The following is a 15,318-nucleotide window of genomic DNA, read 5'->3' on the forward strand; positions in this document are numbered from 1 at the left end:
CGAGATACGGGCCGACCTCCACCTCGGCCTGCTCCAACTCGCCTGCAGCATCATCTGCTTGCGCCGCCTCCGAACATCATTCTGAAACGATCAGTTAGGGGCACAGCTGGGGCGGAGCCCCGCTTTTAGGGGCGCGGGGAACTGCGCGCTCAGCCCCCACCGGAGGCGCGCGTGGGACGAAGGGTCAGGCGGAGCGGGTCATGATCTGCAGTACCTCCAGCGTGCGGGGCGGAACGTCCGGATCCTCCCCGTCGCTCACAGCCATCCGCACATGCGCATCCCGCGCAGCCCGAACCGCATCGGCCCACCCGGCATGTTCGAGATACACGGAGACAGCCGCATCAGGCCCCACCTGATGCATGATCCGCAGCACCCGCAACACCGCGGAGTCGACCAGCGCCGCCTCCTGGGAGTCCCGGAAGATCGTCCCCACGTATTTCTCGGCGGACCAGTTGTCCAGCCAGGTGTCCTCGACAAGGCGATAGACGGCGTCGGTCACATCCCCGTACCCGTCGACCCCCGCGAGCCATATCCCCCGCTGGAACTCGGTGTCGGAAAGCATGTGCAGCGCGGAGCGCACATTGCTGCGCCAGCGCCACCACGGCATATCGTTCAGTGGCATGCCGCCCATGGTGGATGAGCGACGCCCGCGACGGGAAGAGTTCTCCGAACCTTGCACGGTCACCGATCGTACGTTCCCGCCGAACCGGCCCGCCCCGCACCCCGGTGTTCACCCGGACGTCACCGTGCGTTGACCAAGGGTCACACCGGCCGTAGCGGTGTGACGGAATCGTGCGTAACCATGACCGGCCGGCGACGCACCCGCAGCTTCCTCCCCGTCCTGCACCTCCGCCCCCGCCTGCGCCTCCCCGTGGCCAAGGCGAGAGTGCTGTCGGCGGGCGCGCTGGCGGTGTGTCTGTCGACGGCAGTCGGTTGCGGTGTCGTCCCCGGTGTCACAGGGGGTTCCGGGGACGACACGATCACCGTCATGACGTGGGCCCCGGAGAAGACGAAAACAACCAACAAGCCGGGAATGCCCGCCCTGGCCAAGGCGTACGCACGCTGGGTCAACTCCCAAGGCGGCATCAACGGCCGCAAGCTCAAGGTCCTCACCTGCAACGACCACAACGACACCGTGTCGGCCGCGAGCTGCGCCCGCCGCGCCGCCGCGGAGAACGTCGTCGCGGTCGTCGGTTCGTACAGCCAGCACGCCCGCTCCTTCCTCGCTCCGCTGGAGGCGGCCGGCATCCCGTACCTCGGCGGATACGGTGTCACGGACGACGAGTTCACGAGCCCGCTCTCGTACCCGGTGAACGGCGGCCAGCCGTCCCTGCTGGTCGGCCTGGGCCAGCAGCTGGCCGGTTCCTGCGGCCCGGTGACACTCGTCCGCCCCGACACGATCGCGGGCGACGAACTGCCCGTCCTCCTGGACTCGGGGCTGACCTCGGGCGGCCACCGCGCCTCCGTCGACCAGCGGGCCGCCGAGGACGCCACGGAGTTCTCGGGACACGCGCAGCGGGCCCTGGAGCGGGTCACGAAGGACCCGCAGAAGGAGGGCTGCGTGATCCCCGCTCTCGGCGACCGCACCGACACCTTCATGGACTCGTTCCGGCGGACCCGCGAGGACTTCCCGACGGTCCGGACGGCCTCCGTGCTGGGCAGCATCGACCAGTCGATGATCGACGCGACGGGAAACATGTACGAGGGCTCGTACGTCACCGGCTGGTACCCCGCGTCGAGCGACAAGCGGTGGAGTCCGATGCGCAAGGTCATCCAGAAGGAGGCGTTCGGCGACAACCGGATCGACGCCTCCGATCCCGGCGTGCAGACGACCTGGATCGCGTACACCGTCCTGAAGAAGGCCATCGAGTCGCTGGGCGACGGCGACGTGACCGCGCGGTCGATCAGGCGCACGCTGGACGACGGACTGAAGGTCGACACGGGCGGGCTCACCCCGACCCTGAACTGGAGCTTCCAGGACCTGATCGCGGCGAGCGGCTTCGCGCGGCTGGTCAACGCGGACGTGACCTTCCAGGTGGTGCGCAAGGGCAAGCTGGTCACGGAGCGAAAGGGTTTCGTGAACGTCTCAGAGGTCCTGGAAACAACCCAGACATCGTGACCGCCCCCCTGATCGAACCGTCCCCTCGATCAAACCGATCCCTAGATCGAACCGGCCCTAGAGCAAACCGATCCCCGGATAGAACCGGTACCTAGATCAATCCGGTACCGAGATCGAACCGGCCGGACGAATCAAAGCTGCCCCGGCTGCCGCTCCGTGAGCCCATAGGTCTGCGCGATGGAGTTCCACAGCTTCGCGGCCTTGGCCTTCTGCGTGGTCGCGGTGCCGCTCTCGCGGTTGCCCGCGGCGGTCTGCCCCGTGGACCGGGCCTGCCCCTTGTTGCAGCCCTTCTTGCCCGCGGCCTGGTCCGCCCACGCGGCGTAGTGGGTGTCCGCCGCGGCGGAGGCCTTCCACGCGCTCTTGAGCGCGGCGGTCAGCTGCGCGTGGTTCTCCAGCTTGTCCACGGACAGCTCCGCGAGACGCGTGACCAGCCCGTTGCGCTGCTCGGCGGCGTTGCGCAGATCGGAGGCCGCCTGGCCGAGGTTGGTGCACTTGCGTACGTTGTCGACGGCCTTGACCACCGAGTCACGGCTGTTGCCGCTGTCCGCCAGGAGCTTGTCCAGGGCCACGGCCTGCTTCTCCTCCGGCCCCGCAGAGGACGAGCCCGAGCCGTCGGTGGCCGGCGCGGTCGCCGCGACCGTGGTGTTCTCGTCGCCCTTGTCCTCCTCGCCCCCGCCACCGCTGAGCAGGGCGCCCGCGCCGATGCCGAGCACGGCGATGCCCACGCCGACGGCGGCGATGAGGGGAACGCGCGACCGGGACCGGCCACCACGGCCGTGGTCACCGTCCGCCGCGACCCGGCGTGCGCCACGCCCGCCGGGACCCTCGGGGCCCGCGGGCGCACCGGCGCCGCTGGAGGCGCCGAAGCCGCCGGGCGTACCGAAACCGGCCGGAGCACCGAACTCGGGCGAGGCACCGCCCGGTTGTCTGCCCCGCCGCCCCCGCGGCTGGTCGACCGGCGGCAGCTGCTGCGTGGCGCCTCCGCCGTCGGCCCGGAAGAGATTGTCGAACTCGGCGGGCGGCTGCTGCCGGTCCTCCGGCCCAGGCCCTTGTCCCTGGCCCTGGCCGGGCCCGCCCGGCCGCACCCCGAAGCCGGCCGCACCGGGCTGCGAGGGCACCGGCGCCATAAACTGTGTGGGCTGGGCGTCAGGATCGGCGGCGGCGGGCAGCGGCCCGGGACCGTCCGACGGAACCCGCCCGAGGTACTGCGTGGAGTCACCGGGAGCCGTACCCGCGCCTGCCGCACCCGCCGCGGGCATCTCCGGGGGCAACGCCCCGGGCCCGACCGGCGGAAGGAACTGCGTGGCGCCCTCGTCCATGGGAGCGGCACCACTGACGGGCGGCAGGAACTGGGTCGCGCCCTCGTCCATGGGGGCGGCGGGCGGCAACGCGCCCGCACCCACTCCGGAGACGTCCGGGTAGCCGTAGCCGCCCTGTCCGTGCGAGCCGGAGCCGGAGCTGCCGGGATTCTGCGTCTGCGAGACGCCGTACCCGTTACCGGTCCGGCCGTCGTACTGCTGCTGAGGCTGCTGTTGCTGAGGCTGCTGGTGTGACTGCTGCTGCGGCTGTGCCTGGGGTATCGCGCCGCCGGGCGCCTGCGGGGCAGCTCCCCACTGACCGCCCTGGCCCTGCGCCCCGTACGGACCGGCGGGCGGCTCGGTGTACTGCGAGACCTGCCCGCCACCACCGGACGCGCCCCAGCCCGAACCCGGCGCACCCTGGCCACCGGCACCCTGCGGCCCGGCGCTCCAGCTGGATATCTGCGTATCGGGCGCCTGAGCGGCGCCACCGGTACCGGCCCCGCCACCCGTGCCGCCCGCGCCACCCGCACTGCCCCACTCGTCGGTCTGCGGAGCGGACCGCGGACCCCACGGCTGGTCCCAGGCCTGACCGCCCGCCGGGACCGCGCGGTCGCCGGTCTGGCCCGGCAGGAGGGGCTCGCCGCCGTCGGACGGCAGCACGATGCCTTCGCGCGCGGGTCGCGCCGAGGGCTCGTCGCCCTGTCCGTTGTGCGTCACCGGGACTCCTACGAATGGGGGACCTTCGGAATCGTCGGTTCACGCTACCGGGTCCCCAGGAGCCGGTGCCACGCAGCACGGGACGTGACACCCGCCACCGGGGACAGTGAGTGACAAACCGCCCCCGGAAAGCTCTTCGAGCCCCCTTTTTGCGCCTCCTTTCCCAACGCGTGCTTCTTTTCTCACACGTTCACGCCCCGCCCGCCCGGACCAGCCCTCCGGGCGGACGTCGGGAATTCGACGACAGGACCTAGGCCGCCGCCTGAAGCTCCATCCGCGCCCCGAACTCCCGCACCACTGGCTCGTCCCGGTACGGCTCCAGGCGCTGCTGGAGGTCGTCCAGGTACTCGGCGCCGCGGTTGGAGCGCAGCGTGCCCAGCAGTTCGACCGCGCGCAGACCCGTGTGGCAGGCCTCCTCCACCTCGCGCTGCTGGACCTGCGCGCTCGCCAGGAGCACGTACCCGATCGCGCGCCGGCGGGCCCGCGACTCGGGGTGCCCGTCGAGGGACTCCTGCGCGCGCCGCGCGGCCGCCTCGGCCTGCCCCAGGTCACGGTGACAGTGCGCCAACTCGTCGGCGAGATAGGCCTCGTCGAAGTGCGCGATCCAGCGCGGGTCGTCCCCGGACTCCGGATCGGCCTGCTCCAGCGCCGCCACGGCCCGGCCGGACGCCGACTGTGCCGACCGCGCGTCGCCCAGCAGGGCATGGCCCCGCGCCTCCGCGGCGTGGAACATCGACTCCGCGCGCGGTGTGACCCGCCCGCGCGCCCCCTCCTGCGCCGCCCGCGCCAACTGGGCGATCTCCCGGGGGTTTCCGAGCTGTGCGGCCAGGTGGCTCATGGACGCGGCGAGCACGTATCCGCCGTATCCACGGTCGCCCGCCGCCTGCGCGAGCCGCAGCGCCTGGATGTAGTAGCGCTGCGCGAGGCCCGGCTGCCCGGTGTCGATCGCCATGTACCCGGCGAGTTCCGTCAACCGGGCGACCGCCGCGAAGAGTTCACGCCCGACCGCCTCCCGGTACGAACCCGCCAGCAGCCCGGAGACGACGCTGTTCAGGTAGTGCACGACGACCGGGCGCACATGCCCGCTGCCGTACTGGTGGTCGAGGTCGACGAGCGCCTGCGTCATCGCGGTCACGGCCGCCACGTCGGACTGCCCGACCCGTGGCCCGGCCGAGCGCGAGACCTGCGCGTCCGGCGAGGAGATCAGCCAGTCCCGGCTCGGCTCGACGAGCGCGGAGGCCGCGACGGACGAACCGGACAGGAAGTCCCGGCGGCCCACGTCGCTGCGCCACAGCTCACAGACCTGCTCGATCGCGCCGAGGACCGTCGGCGAGAACTGCAGACCCACGCCGGAGGCGAGGTTCTTGCCGTTCGCCATGCCGATCTCGTCGATCGTGACGGTCCGGCCCAGCTTGCGGCCCAGCGCCTCGGCGATGATCGCGGGCGCCCTGCCGCGTGGCTGCTGTCCGCGCAGCCAGCGCGCCACGGACGTTTTGTCGTAGCGCAGATCGAGACCGTGTTCCGCGCCGCACATGTTGACCCGGCGGGCCAGACCGGCGTTGGAACAGCCCGCTTCCTGAATGAGCGCCTGCAGTCGTTCGTTCGGCTGCCGCGCGACGAGAGGCCTTGCGGCCATTGGCGTACCCCCTGTGGCTGCGGTGCCTGCCCACGCGCACCGAGTTGATGAGCCCTCAGTGACCGGGCCCTCCCGCCCCCTGGTGAGGAGCGAAAAGTCCGGCCTCGAAGATCAATGCCCCGCGGACATACCGAAGATGCGAGACATGCGAGGATTGCCGGGTAAAGGCTGCTGCCCGCCCCACACAGGGCTACCCACCACCCGCTGCCGCCTCCCATGCGCGCCCCCACAGATGCATCCATGCGCCCCACGCGTGGGATCGGTGCTCCTCCCCCGCGCGCGCAGGGCCCGTAACCCCTGATGGGTGCGGGAGTTGAGTTCAGCGTGGAAGAGACGATCGCAGGCACCGAGACCGCCCAGATCCCGAAGCAGCGCGGCGAGTCGCTGCAGGACACAGCCGCGCGCTATGCCGAGGAACGCCATTGGGACGTGTTCCCCGGCACCTGGCTGGAGGCCGTCGAGGGCGTGCAGTGCTGCTCGTGCGGCGATCCTTCGTGCGCGGTGCCCGGCGCGCACCCGGCGCGCGAGGACTGGGCGACGGTCGCCACGGGCAGTGTGACCGTCGCGCGCCGGCTGTGGGCGAAGCAGCCCATGGCGTCGATCCTGCTGCCGACGGGGCGGACGTTCGACGCGCTCGACGTGCCCGAGACCGCGGGCTTTCTCGCGCTCGCGCGCATGCGGCGGATGGAGCTGACGCTCGGGCCGGTGACGTGTACGCCGGATCGGCGCATGCAGTTCTTCGTGCTTCCCGGGGCGGCGGCGAAGGTGCCCGAGCTCGTCCGGAAGCTGGGGTGGCCGCTTGCGTCCCTCGACCTGAACGTGCTCGGGGAGGGCGCGTATGTGGCTGCGCCGCCCACGCGGTTCGGGGCGCGGGGGGCTGTGCAGTGGGCCTGCCGGCCTACGCCTGCGAATCGGTGGTTGCCGGATGCGGAAGAACTGATCTCCCCGCTGTCCTACGCGTGCGGCCGCGACGCCCGTCGGTGACGCCCACCACGCCGTTCCCCACGCCCCTGGGACTACGTGCGGGTACACGGCGGCTGGCCGCGCCGTTCCCAGCACCCCTGGGGCTACGTGCGGCCCGGTGGGGGCTGGCCGCGCAGTTCCCCGCGCCCCTGAAAGACGGGGCTGCGCCCCTGCCTTTTGCCCCTTAAGGGGCGCGGGGAACTGCGCGATCAGCCCCCACCGGGCCCGCACGTACAGACCACGCGCGGCCCCACCTCCCAGGGGCGCGGGGAACTGCGCGGGCGACCCCCACCGGCCCGCACGTACGAACAACATCCGCCCCCGCCACGTATCGTGCCGAGCATGACGGTCGCGGTGCGTGTACACGGGCTCTGGAAGCGGTTCGGGGAGCAGATCGCCGTCGCGGGGATCGATCTGGAGCTGCCCGCGGGCCAGTTCATCGGCCTCGTCGGCCCCAACGGGGCGGGGAAGACCACCACCCTCTCCATGGTGACCGGGCTGCTGCGCCCGGACCACGGCACCGTGGAGGTCGTAGGTCACGACGTGTGGCGCGACCCCACAGAGGTCAAGGCCCGCATCGGCGTACTCCCTGAGGGCCTGCGCCTCTTCGAACGCCTCTCCGGCCGCGAACTGCTCGCCTACACCGGCCGCCTGCGCGGCCTCCCCGGCGCGGAGGTCGACAAGCGCGCCACCCAGCTCCTCGACGTCCTCGACCTCGCAGGAGCCCAGCACAAACTGGTCGTCGACTACTCCACCGGCATGCGCAAGAAGATCGGCCTGGCCGCGGCCCTGCTCCACAATCCGGAAGTGCTGTTCCTGGACGAGCCGTTCGAGGGCGTCGACCCCGTCTCCGCCCAGACCATCCGCGGAGTCCTGGAGCGCTACACCGCCTCCGGCGCCACCGTCGTCTTCTCCTCCCACGTGATGGAGCTCGTCGAGTCGCTCTGCGACTGGGTCGCCGTGATGGCCGCGGGCCGCATCCGCGCCCACGGCCCCCTCGCCGAGGTGCGCGGCGCCGCGCCCTCCCTCCAGGAGGCCTTCCTGGAACTCGTCGGCGCGAACGGCCGCACCACCGGTTCCGACCTCGACTGGCTGGGCGGCGGCGCCCGGTGAAGGCCGACTCGGTCACCTCCGTCGTCGTACGGCTGAAGCTGTCCCTCCTGCGCAACGGTCTGCGGCAGTCGTCCGGGCGCAGGGCCGCGTACGTGGCCTCGCTCGTCGTCGTGCTCCTCTTCGCCGCACTCCAGCTCCTCGGCCTGATCGCCCTGCGCGGCCACCCGCACGCGCTGAACGTCACCGTGCTGCTGACGGCCGTCCTGGCCCTCGGCTGGGCCGTGATGCCGCTGTTCTTCCCCGGCGGCGACGAGACCCTCGACCCCACCCGCCTGGTGATGCTCCCGCTGCGTCCCCGCCCTCTCGTACGGGCGCTCCTGGCGGCGTCACTCGTCGGCATAGGGCCGCTGTTCACGCTGTGCCTGCTCGTCGGCTCGGTGATCGCGACGGCCCACGGGGCGGCGGCGTACGTCACCGGCGTCGTCGCGATCGTTCTCGCGCTGCTGGTCTGCGTGGCCCTCGCACGGGCCGTGGCGACCGCCAACCTGCGTCTGCTGACCAGCCGCAAGGGCCGTGACCTGGCCGTACTGAGCGGCCTGGTGATCGCGGTGGGCGCCCAGGTCGTCAACTTCGGCGCGCAGCGGCTCGGTTCGTCGGGCCTGGCGACGCTGGACCCGGCGGTGGACGTCCTGCGCTGGGTGCCGCCCGCGTCCGCGCTGGGCGCCGTGGACTCCGTCAGCGAGGGCTCGTACGCCGTCGCCCTCGCCCAGCTCGCCCTGAGCGGCCTGGCCCTCGCGGCGCTGCTGAGCTACTGGCAGCGGACCCTCACCCGGCTGATGACCTCGCCGGACGGCTCGACCCTGCAGGCCGCGGAGCCCGTACGGGACAAGGCGGGGCGGTCCTCCGGGCTCGGCCGGCTGCTGCCCGCGGGGCGCACGGGCACGGTCATGGAACGCAGCCTGCGGTATGTGTGGCGGGATCCGAAGACGAAGGCGGCGTGGGTGACGTCGCTCGCGATCGGTCTGATCGTGCCGGTGTTCAACGCGTTGCAGGGGACCGGCTCGATCTACTTCGCGTGCTTCGCGGCGGGGATGCTCGGCATCCAGATGTACAACCAGTTCGGGCAGGACACGTCCGCGTTCTGGATGGTCGCGATGACGATCTCCTCGACCAGGGACGCGTACGTCGAACTGCGGGGCCGGGCGCTGGCCCTCCTCCTGATCACTCTCCCGTACACGGCTCTCGTCACCGTCCTGACGACGGCGCTGCTCGGCGACTGGGCGGCCCTGCCCGAGGTGCTCGGGCTCTCCTTCGCGCTGCTCGGCGCGATGCTGGCGACCGGTGCCTGGTCCTCGGCGCGTTTCCCGTACTCGATCCCGCAGGAGGGCTACAAGAACGTCGCTCCCGGGCAGGCGGGGCTGGCCTGGATCGCGATCTTCGGCGGCATGGTCGCGGCGGCGCTGCTGTGCGCGCCCGTCATCGCCCTCACCATCTGGCTGAACGTCACGTCCAACGGCGAGAACTGGACCTGGCTCCTGCTCCCGCTGGGCACGGCCTACGGCACCCTCCTCACCCTGTCCGGCCTCCGCCTGGCCGCCCCCCGAACCTCCCGCCACCTCCCAGAAATCCTGACAGCAGTAAGCAAGGGCTGACCCCCACCGCTCTCAGGGGCGCGAGGAACGGCGCAGCTTCCTGCCCTTAGCGGCGCGGGGAACGGCGCAATCTTTTCGACCTCCCACCCCACAGCGCCGCGGCGAACAGCACAGCCTCCTCCTCCCCCCAGGGGCGCGGGGAACGGCGCAATCTTTTGTCTTCAGGGGCGCGGGGAACGGCGCAGTCTTTTAGGGGCGCGGGGAACTGCGCGACCAGCCCCCACCGGGCCCGCAGCCGGACGACACACCCCCCGCCCCCTACCGGAGCACGTCGTCCAGGAACGGCTCAACCGCAGCCCGCCAAGCCTCCGGCTGGTCGTAGTGGACAAGATGCCCCGCATCGACCACCTCCGCATACCGCCCATCGGGCAGCACCCGAACCATCTCCTGGGACTCGGCCCGCCCCAACTCCCCGTCGAGCCCCCGGACGACCAGCGTGGGACACCGCACCTGCGCCAGTTCCTCCCAGTGCGCGTCGTACACCCACGCCTCCCGCGACTTGAGCATCTGCCCGGGCTCGAAGACCGGCCGCCACCCGTCCTCGTGCTCGGCCATCACCTCCGCGTAGAACTCACCGCGCGAGGTGTTCGGCCGCTCCACCCAGGGATCGTCCTCGCCGAACCACTTCCGGACATCCGCGAGCGTGGCGAACGGGACCGGCCAGGACTTGAACCACTCCTCCCACTCGCGCTGCGAGGCCGCCCCCAGCGCCGAGGCCCGCATGTCGCAGATGACCAGGCCGCGCACCAGGTCGGGCCGCCTGGCGGCGAGCTGCCAGGCCGTCAGGGCGCCCATGGCGTGCCCGATGAGGACGGCCGGGGCGAGGCCCAGCTCTTCGAGCGCGGCCTCCGCGTCCTCGACGTACGCCCCTCGCGTGTACTCCGTCTCCGGCGGCTTCGCGCTCTGTCCGTGGCCCCGCTGGTCGAGCGCCACGGCCCGGTGCCGCTCGGCGAGCCAGCGGGCGGTGGACGCCCAGTGCGAGGCGCGGCCCATGAGTCCGTGGAGTAAGAGCACGCCGGGCGTCTGCTCGCTCCCGCCGGCCCGCGCCGTGCCCGCACCGCCCCTGCCCGGATCGGTCTTGGGAGGATCGGCGAACTCCCAGGCAGCGAGGCGTATTCCGCTCGCACCGGTCACGTCGATGCGCCGCACCATACGCTGGCACCCCCCTTGATCCGCTCGGCCGGCTCGTCCCGCACAAGCCCGCCGGTCCACTCGTACCGTTCGCCGTGCCGCTGCTCCTGCTGGTTGTTCCTGCGTAATCAGTGGTCGATCCGTCACCCATACGCTATCGAATGCGTATTCGAAAGTGGGCTTCTCGGCGGTAACACCCCTCCTTCGAGTGACCTCGACCAAGGATTGACCGCCGCCGCCGAGGGGAGATCTTCAACGGGAGGCGGGCCGCTCGGGGAAAACGGTCCGAAGGGGATGACCCTGGGAGCTCGGGGCTCCGGGTCAGCACAGGGGAGGACAGGCCTCGGCGCCTCAGGGCGCCGAGGCCCTCCTCACGTCCGCGGCACATCCTTGCGCCCCCTCCCCGACCGCGCGTCGGCCCCGCTGCCGTCCCGGTCCAGAGCCCTCAGGTCATATGCCTTTCGCGACAGCCTCGCATGGGAACGGCCCGTTCGCTGCGATTCCGCGCAGTGAATCTCTGTTTCTGCGGGAACGCCGAGGTGGGGCAACTGAGGGCCCCGTTAAGGGAGTTGACGGCGTGTTTCGGACCGGGGAGAACCGGCCGCGAGAGGCCCTGGTCAGGGCCGCGCCTCCCGGCACGCTCCGGTGTACGCCGCCGCGCACGACGGCGCCCGGACAGGCGCGCGGGGAACCGCACGACCGGCCCGGGACGGGCCCCAGGATGGCCCCGCTGCCCGTACGGGCCTGTGCGCACAGCGCACAGCGGTCGACAGGCAGTAGTCCTTCAGCTCTTCTCGCTCCTACCGCTTCGCCACGAACACGTGGGACGCCACGTCCGACTCCAGCTCCGCGGCTTCGCCGCCACTGCCCACGAGCACCCCGCCCGCGGACTCCGTCACGCTCACGACCGAACCGGGCTGCACGCCCGCCCGGCGCAGCGTGTACATCAGCTGCGCGTCCGTCTGGATCGGCTCGCCGATGCGGCGTACGACGACCGTCTTGCCGTCGAGGCCGGGGTCGAGGTCGGCCAGCGAGACCATGCCCGCGTCCAGGAAGGGGTCCGCCCCGTCCTTCTCGCCCAGCTCCTCCAGGCCCGGGATCGGGTTGCCGTACGGCGACTCGGTCGGGTGCCGCAGCAGTTCGAGCACGCGGCGCTCGACCGCCTCGCTCATCACGTGCTCCCAGCGGCAGGCCTCCGCGTGCACCTGCTCCCACTCCAGGCCGATCACGTCGACGAGCAGGCACTCGGCGAGGCGGTGCTTGCGCATCACGCGCGTGGCCAGCCGGCGTCCCTCCTCCGTGAGCTCCAGATGGCGGTCGCTTGCGACAGCCACGAGACCGTCGCGCTCCATGCGCGCCACGGTCTGGCTGACGGTCGGCCCGCTCTGGTCGAGCCGCTCGGCGATCCGGGCGCGCATGGGGACCACACCTTCCTCCTCCAGCTCAAGGATGGTGCGGAGATACATCTCCGTGGTGTCGATCAGTCCGGACATACGTGCCCCTCGATTAGCTCTGCCGGAGGCTGGGTGGCTCACCGGCGTGTGCGCTGGCCCTGGCGACAATTCTGACGCATCCCACTGACAACCGTGCCGCGCCGTTGGAACCACGTGGTGACGAGTGCCTGCGCGATGCGGCCGGGCCCGGCACCCGGCCGGGCGGAGAGGGACCCTCGTAACCCAGTGTCGCCCCTGCGGAGCGTATTGACACAGCAGTGGTCCAGACCGCAACGTGATCCGCGACACGACAGCGGAAGGGGCTTCGCCGATGAGCGACAGCAAGCTGGCCGGGCAGTTCTTCGACGCCGCGATCGGCCTGCTGCAGCGGGTACGGGACGAGGAGGCCGCGTCGATCGAGGCCGCCGGGACGATGATCGCCGACACGGTCGCCGACGGCGGGCGGCTCTTCGCCTTCGGTGCCGGGCACTCGTCGCTGGCCGCGCAGGACCTCGTCTACCGCGCGGGCAGTCTCGCGCTGATGAACCTGCTCGCCGTGCCGGGCGCCGTCGGCGTCGACGTCATGCCCGCGACGCTGGGCTCCGCGCTGGAACGGGTCGACGGGCTCGCGAGCGCGGTCCTCGGCTCCAGCCCCGCCCGCTCCGGGGACCTCCTGGTGGTCATCTCCCTCTCCGGGCGCAACGCGCTGCCCGTCGAGATGGCGATGAGCGCCCGTGCGCTCGGGCTCAGGGTCATCGGGGTCACGTCGGTCGCGTACGCGTCCGAGACGGCGTCCCGGCACGCGTCGGGGACGTACCTCAAGGACCACTGCGACGTCGTTCTCGACTCGAAGATCGCGATCGGTGACGCGGAGCTCACGCTCGACACCATTCCGGCGCCGTTCGCGTCCGCGTCCACGGTCGTGACCTCGGCGCTCCTCCAGTCCGTCATGGCGACGGCGGCGGGTGTCCTCGCGGACCGCGGGTTCGAACCTCCGCTTCTGCGGTCGGGGAACGTGGAAGGCGGGCTGGAGTGGAACGACCGGGTGTTCGCGGAGTACGGGGACCGGATCTTCTACTGGCAGCGCTAGCCTGCCGGCGGGCGCGCCTTGAGTGCGGGGCTGCGCCCCTGCACCGGGCACGTCGTCGGGTGCGGGTCGCTCGTGGCTGATCGCGCAGTTCCCCGCGCCCCTGACGGGCGGGGCTTCGCCCCTGCCCCCGTTCGCTGCCGGGTGCGGGTCGCCCGTGGCCGGTCGCGCAGTTCCCCGCGCCCCTGAGGAGACGGGGCTTCGCCCCTGGGGCTTCAGCCCGTCCGGCGTTTGAGGACGAGGCCGTTCAGGCCGATGCGGGGGTCTGGGGGCGCAGCCCCCAGGGGCGTCACGGAAGGGTTGCCGCCAGGTCCAGCGCCGCCGCGATCCGGACGGCGACATCCTCCGCGTACGTCGCGTCGAACCTCTCGAACTGCGTACGGCTCGCACCGCGCAGGAACGTGACGACGCCCAGCGTCCGCCCCCGGCTGCGCAGCACGACGCACAGGGCGTGCACCGAGTCGGCGGGCCACTGCCGGGCCACGGCCCAGTCGCGCATGCGCTCGGGCTCGGTCGACCCCGCACTGGCCCGTACGGAACCGATCCGCTCGACGCACTGCAGCGCCGGATGCCCGTCGGAGTACCGCACCGGCAGCCCGGCCCGGCCCGCGGGCAGGCTGGGGCCAGGCGCTCCGGAGGGCGTCGCGGGCCCCCGTACGAGCCGGACCGGACCCTCGCCGTCCGCCACCGAACCCCCGGCCACCCGGTCGATCAGCGCGTGGTCGGCGAATCCGGCCAGCGCGAAGTCGAGGTGGACGGACGCCCCCTCCGCGGGGTCCTCGCACTCGGCGGCGGCCCGCGCGGCCCGGTGCAGCTGATTCGTCCGGAAGCGCAGCAGTGCCGCTTCCTGCTCGGTCTGCTTGCTCTCGGTCACATCCTGGAACAGCCACCCCACACCGAGCGGAACCGGTTCCTCCGTGAGCGGTGAGGCGAGCCGCACGAAACCGCTGCGCCAGCAACGGCGCCGCTCCCCCTCCGCGGTCCGCAGCGTCACCCACATCTCGGCGGGCGCCGGCGGCGCACCCTCCGCGAGAACGTGCGTGAGCGCGCTCTCCAGCTCCTCCACGCCCTGCGCGATCAACTCGCCCAGGGGACGGCCCAGTACGGCCGTACGCCCCGTGCCGAGCGCCCGCGCGGCGTGTCCGTTGACCACGGCGGGCCGCAGATCGGCGTCGACGAGGACGACACCCCAGGAGGCGTCGTCGAAGAGGGCCTCGCTCAGGGCGATCGACCGCTCCAGATCGATCTGCGTGTGCACCTCGCTGAAGGCGCAGTACACCCCGGCCGGCTTCCCGTCGGGACCCGGCACGGCGGCCGACTGGGTCCGTACGAGCACCCGGCCGCCCTCCTTGGTGAGCAGCGCGAACTCGTGGACCTGCCGTCCAGGGGCCTGCATCGCGGACAGCAGCCGGCTCTCGATCTCCTCGGCGTCCGCGGCCCGCACGGCCCAGCCGGCGAACCCGTGCCGCCCGACCGCCTCGGCCGCGGTCCAGCCGAGGATGCGCTCGGCCTCCCGGTTCCAGTGCGTCACCACTCCGTCGGCGTCGAACGCGCACAGCGCCGCGTCCATCCCGTCGAGCAGAGCGGCCAGCAGATCGGCCCCGTCCCGCTCCGGCTCGTCCGGCCCGAGCTCGTCCGTGGTCCCGCTACGCCGCGAAGCACTCACCTGGCACCCCCTGCAGGCCGTGTCGGCGTGTCCTGCGCGGTGTGCCCGCGCGTCTGTTCACTCACTACGAATCACTCACTAGGAATCATTCAACTCGAACGTGACGCAGCCCACATCTGGTTCCCGCAAGATTGCGGAAATCGTTGTGCGCGGGCACTTCACCCCCGGTCGGCCGGATCTCCGTCGTCCCGGCCCCCTCCACAAGATCGCTTCCCTCGTCGGCGCCGTCAACGCGTCGGCGACCCCGAAAATCGCCGTCCCGGAAAATCACTTGAGCGAAGCCGCGACGCTTCTTAGTGTGTGTCGCACGCCGAAAGGAGGTGATCGGGTACATGTCTGAAACCCGGACCAGCGAGGTGGCTGCGGGCTAGCGGCCCGTCACCACACACAGTGCGGTGCCGGACCAGCGCGTGAGACGAGCGTGCGGCCGGCCCAATCTCAGCAGTCACCCGACCCGCGTGCTTGCCGGTAAGTCCGGCCGGCCCCCTCCTCGGAGGGGACCCGAGCACGCGGGTCGTCTGCGTTCTCGGGGCGGCCGGAACCGGAAGGGACGGCCGCTA

At 71.9% G+C, this 15,318-nt stretch carries 11 protein-coding genes; 5 read left to right on the top strand and 6 right to left on the bottom strand.

Annotated features, from left to right (window positions below; translation table 11 throughout):
- Nucleotides 1-184: 184 nt before the first annotated feature.
- The gene (locus tag ACZ60E_RS35920; RefSeq protein WP_107015415.1) at nt 185-685 is read right to left on the bottom strand and encodes an SCO4402 family protein; all 501 of its coding nucleotides are present in this window, start codon (nt 683-685) and stop codon (nt 185-187) included.
- A gap of 117 nt (nt 686-802) precedes the next feature.
- Here ACZ60E_RS35920 and ACZ60E_RS35925 point away from each other — a divergent pair, with 117 nt between their 5' ends.
- The gene (locus ACZ60E_RS35925; protein ID WP_384806409.1) at nt 803-2,119 is read left to right on the top strand and encodes an ABC transporter substrate-binding protein; all 1,317 of its coding nucleotides are present in this window, start codon (nt 803-805) and stop codon (nt 2,117-2,119) included.
- A 131-nt stretch (nt 2,120-2,250) separates the two neighbouring features.
- Here ACZ60E_RS35925 and ACZ60E_RS35930 read toward each other — a convergent pair whose 3' ends face one another.
- Both ACZ60E_RS35930 and ACZ60E_RS35935 read right to left on the bottom strand, forming a co-directional pair.
- Entirely contained in the window at nt 2,251-4,137 is a 1,887-nt protein-coding gene (locus ACZ60E_RS35930) for a hypothetical protein (protein ID WP_469446049.1), read from the bottom strand.
- A 250-nt stretch (nt 4,138-4,387) separates the two neighbouring features.
- Nucleotides 4,388-5,773, bottom strand: coding sequence for a transcriptional regulator (locus ACZ60E_RS35935; protein WP_384806413.1), 1,386 nt, complete (start codon nt 5,771-5,773; stop codon nt 4,388-4,390).
- Between the two features lie 300 nt (nt 5,774-6,073).
- On the opposite strand from ACZ60E_RS35935, the gene ACZ60E_RS35940 reads away from it, so the two are divergent.
- From ACZ60E_RS35940 to ACZ60E_RS35950, 3 genes are all read left to right on the top strand, one after another.
- A complete protein-coding gene (locus tag ACZ60E_RS35940; protein ID WP_384806415.1) occupies nt 6,074-6,757 on the top strand; it encodes a bifunctional DNA primase/polymerase in 684 nt (227 codons plus the stop codon).
- A 321-nt stretch (nt 6,758-7,078) separates the two neighbouring features.
- Nucleotides 7,079-7,849, top strand: coding sequence for an ABC transporter ATP-binding protein (locus ACZ60E_RS35945; RefSeq protein WP_384806417.1), 771 nt, complete (start codon nt 7,079-7,081; stop codon nt 7,847-7,849).
- Nucleotides 7,846-9,441, top strand: a complete 1,596-nt coding sequence (locus ACZ60E_RS35950; protein ID WP_469446052.1) for a transporter — start codon at nt 7,846-7,848, stop codon at nt 9,439-9,441. The genes ACZ60E_RS35945 and ACZ60E_RS35950 overlap by 4 nt, the downstream gene beginning before the upstream one ends.
- Before the next feature lie 258 nt (nt 9,442-9,699).
- Here ACZ60E_RS35950 and ACZ60E_RS35955 read toward each other — a convergent pair whose 3' ends face one another.
- Together ACZ60E_RS35955 and ACZ60E_RS35960 are read right to left on the bottom strand one after the other, a co-directional pair.
- On the bottom strand, nt 9,700-10,593 hold the full coding sequence (locus ACZ60E_RS35955; RefSeq protein ID WP_384806421.1) for an alpha/beta fold hydrolase: 894 nt from the start codon (nt 10,591-10,593) through the stop codon (nt 9,700-9,702).
- 779 nt (nt 10,594-11,372) lie between these two features.
- Complete coding sequence (locus ACZ60E_RS35960) at nt 11,373-12,065, bottom strand: metal-dependent transcriptional regulator (protein ID WP_107015407.1); 693 nt, start codon at nt 12,063-12,065, stop codon at nt 11,373-11,375.
- Between the two features lie 271 nt (nt 12,066-12,336).
- On the opposite strand from ACZ60E_RS35960, the gene ACZ60E_RS35965 reads away from it, so the two are divergent.
- Nucleotides 12,337-13,095, top strand: coding sequence for an SIS domain-containing protein (locus ACZ60E_RS35965; RefSeq protein WP_469446054.1), 759 nt, complete (start codon nt 12,337-12,339; stop codon nt 13,093-13,095).
- A 286-nt stretch (nt 13,096-13,381) separates the two neighbouring features.
- Here the strand turns inward: ACZ60E_RS35965 and ACZ60E_RS35970 are convergent, their stop codons facing one another.
- Complete coding sequence (locus ACZ60E_RS35970) at nt 13,382-14,758, bottom strand: PAS domain-containing protein (protein ID WP_384806425.1); 1,377 nt, start codon at nt 14,756-14,758, stop codon at nt 13,382-13,384.
- Nucleotides 14,759-15,318: the final 560 nt, after the last annotated feature.

This window comes from Streptomyces sp. NPDC102514 (assembly GCF_055584525.1).

Excerpts from the sequence above, each read along its gene's own strand:
- ACZ60E_RS35960 (WP_107015407.1), bottom strand. The coding sequence starts at position 12,065 with ATGTCCGGACTGATCGACACCACGGAGATGTATCTCCGCACCATCCTT.
- ACZ60E_RS35925 (WP_384806409.1), top strand. The coding sequence starts at position 803 with ATGACCGGCCGGCGACGCACCCGCAGCTTCCTCCCCGTCCTGCACCTC.
- ACZ60E_RS35965 (WP_469446054.1), top strand. The coding sequence starts at position 12,337 with ATGAGCGACAGCAAGCTGGCCGGGCAGTTCTTCGACGCCGCGATCGGC.
- ACZ60E_RS35940 (WP_384806415.1), top strand. The coding sequence starts at position 6,074 with ATGGGTGCGGGAGTTGAGTTCAGCGTGGAAGAGACGATCGCAGGCACC.
- ACZ60E_RS35955 (WP_384806421.1), bottom strand. The coding sequence starts at position 10,593 with ATGGTGCGGCGCATCGACGTGACCGGTGCGAGCGGAATACGCCTCGCT.
- ACZ60E_RS35945 (WP_384806417.1), top strand. The coding sequence starts at position 7,079 with ATGACGGTCGCGGTGCGTGTACACGGGCTCTGGAAGCGGTTCGGGGAG.
- ACZ60E_RS35935 (WP_384806413.1), bottom strand. The coding sequence starts at position 5,773 with ATGGCCGCAAGGCCTCTCGTCGCGCGGCAGCCGAACGAACGACTGCAG.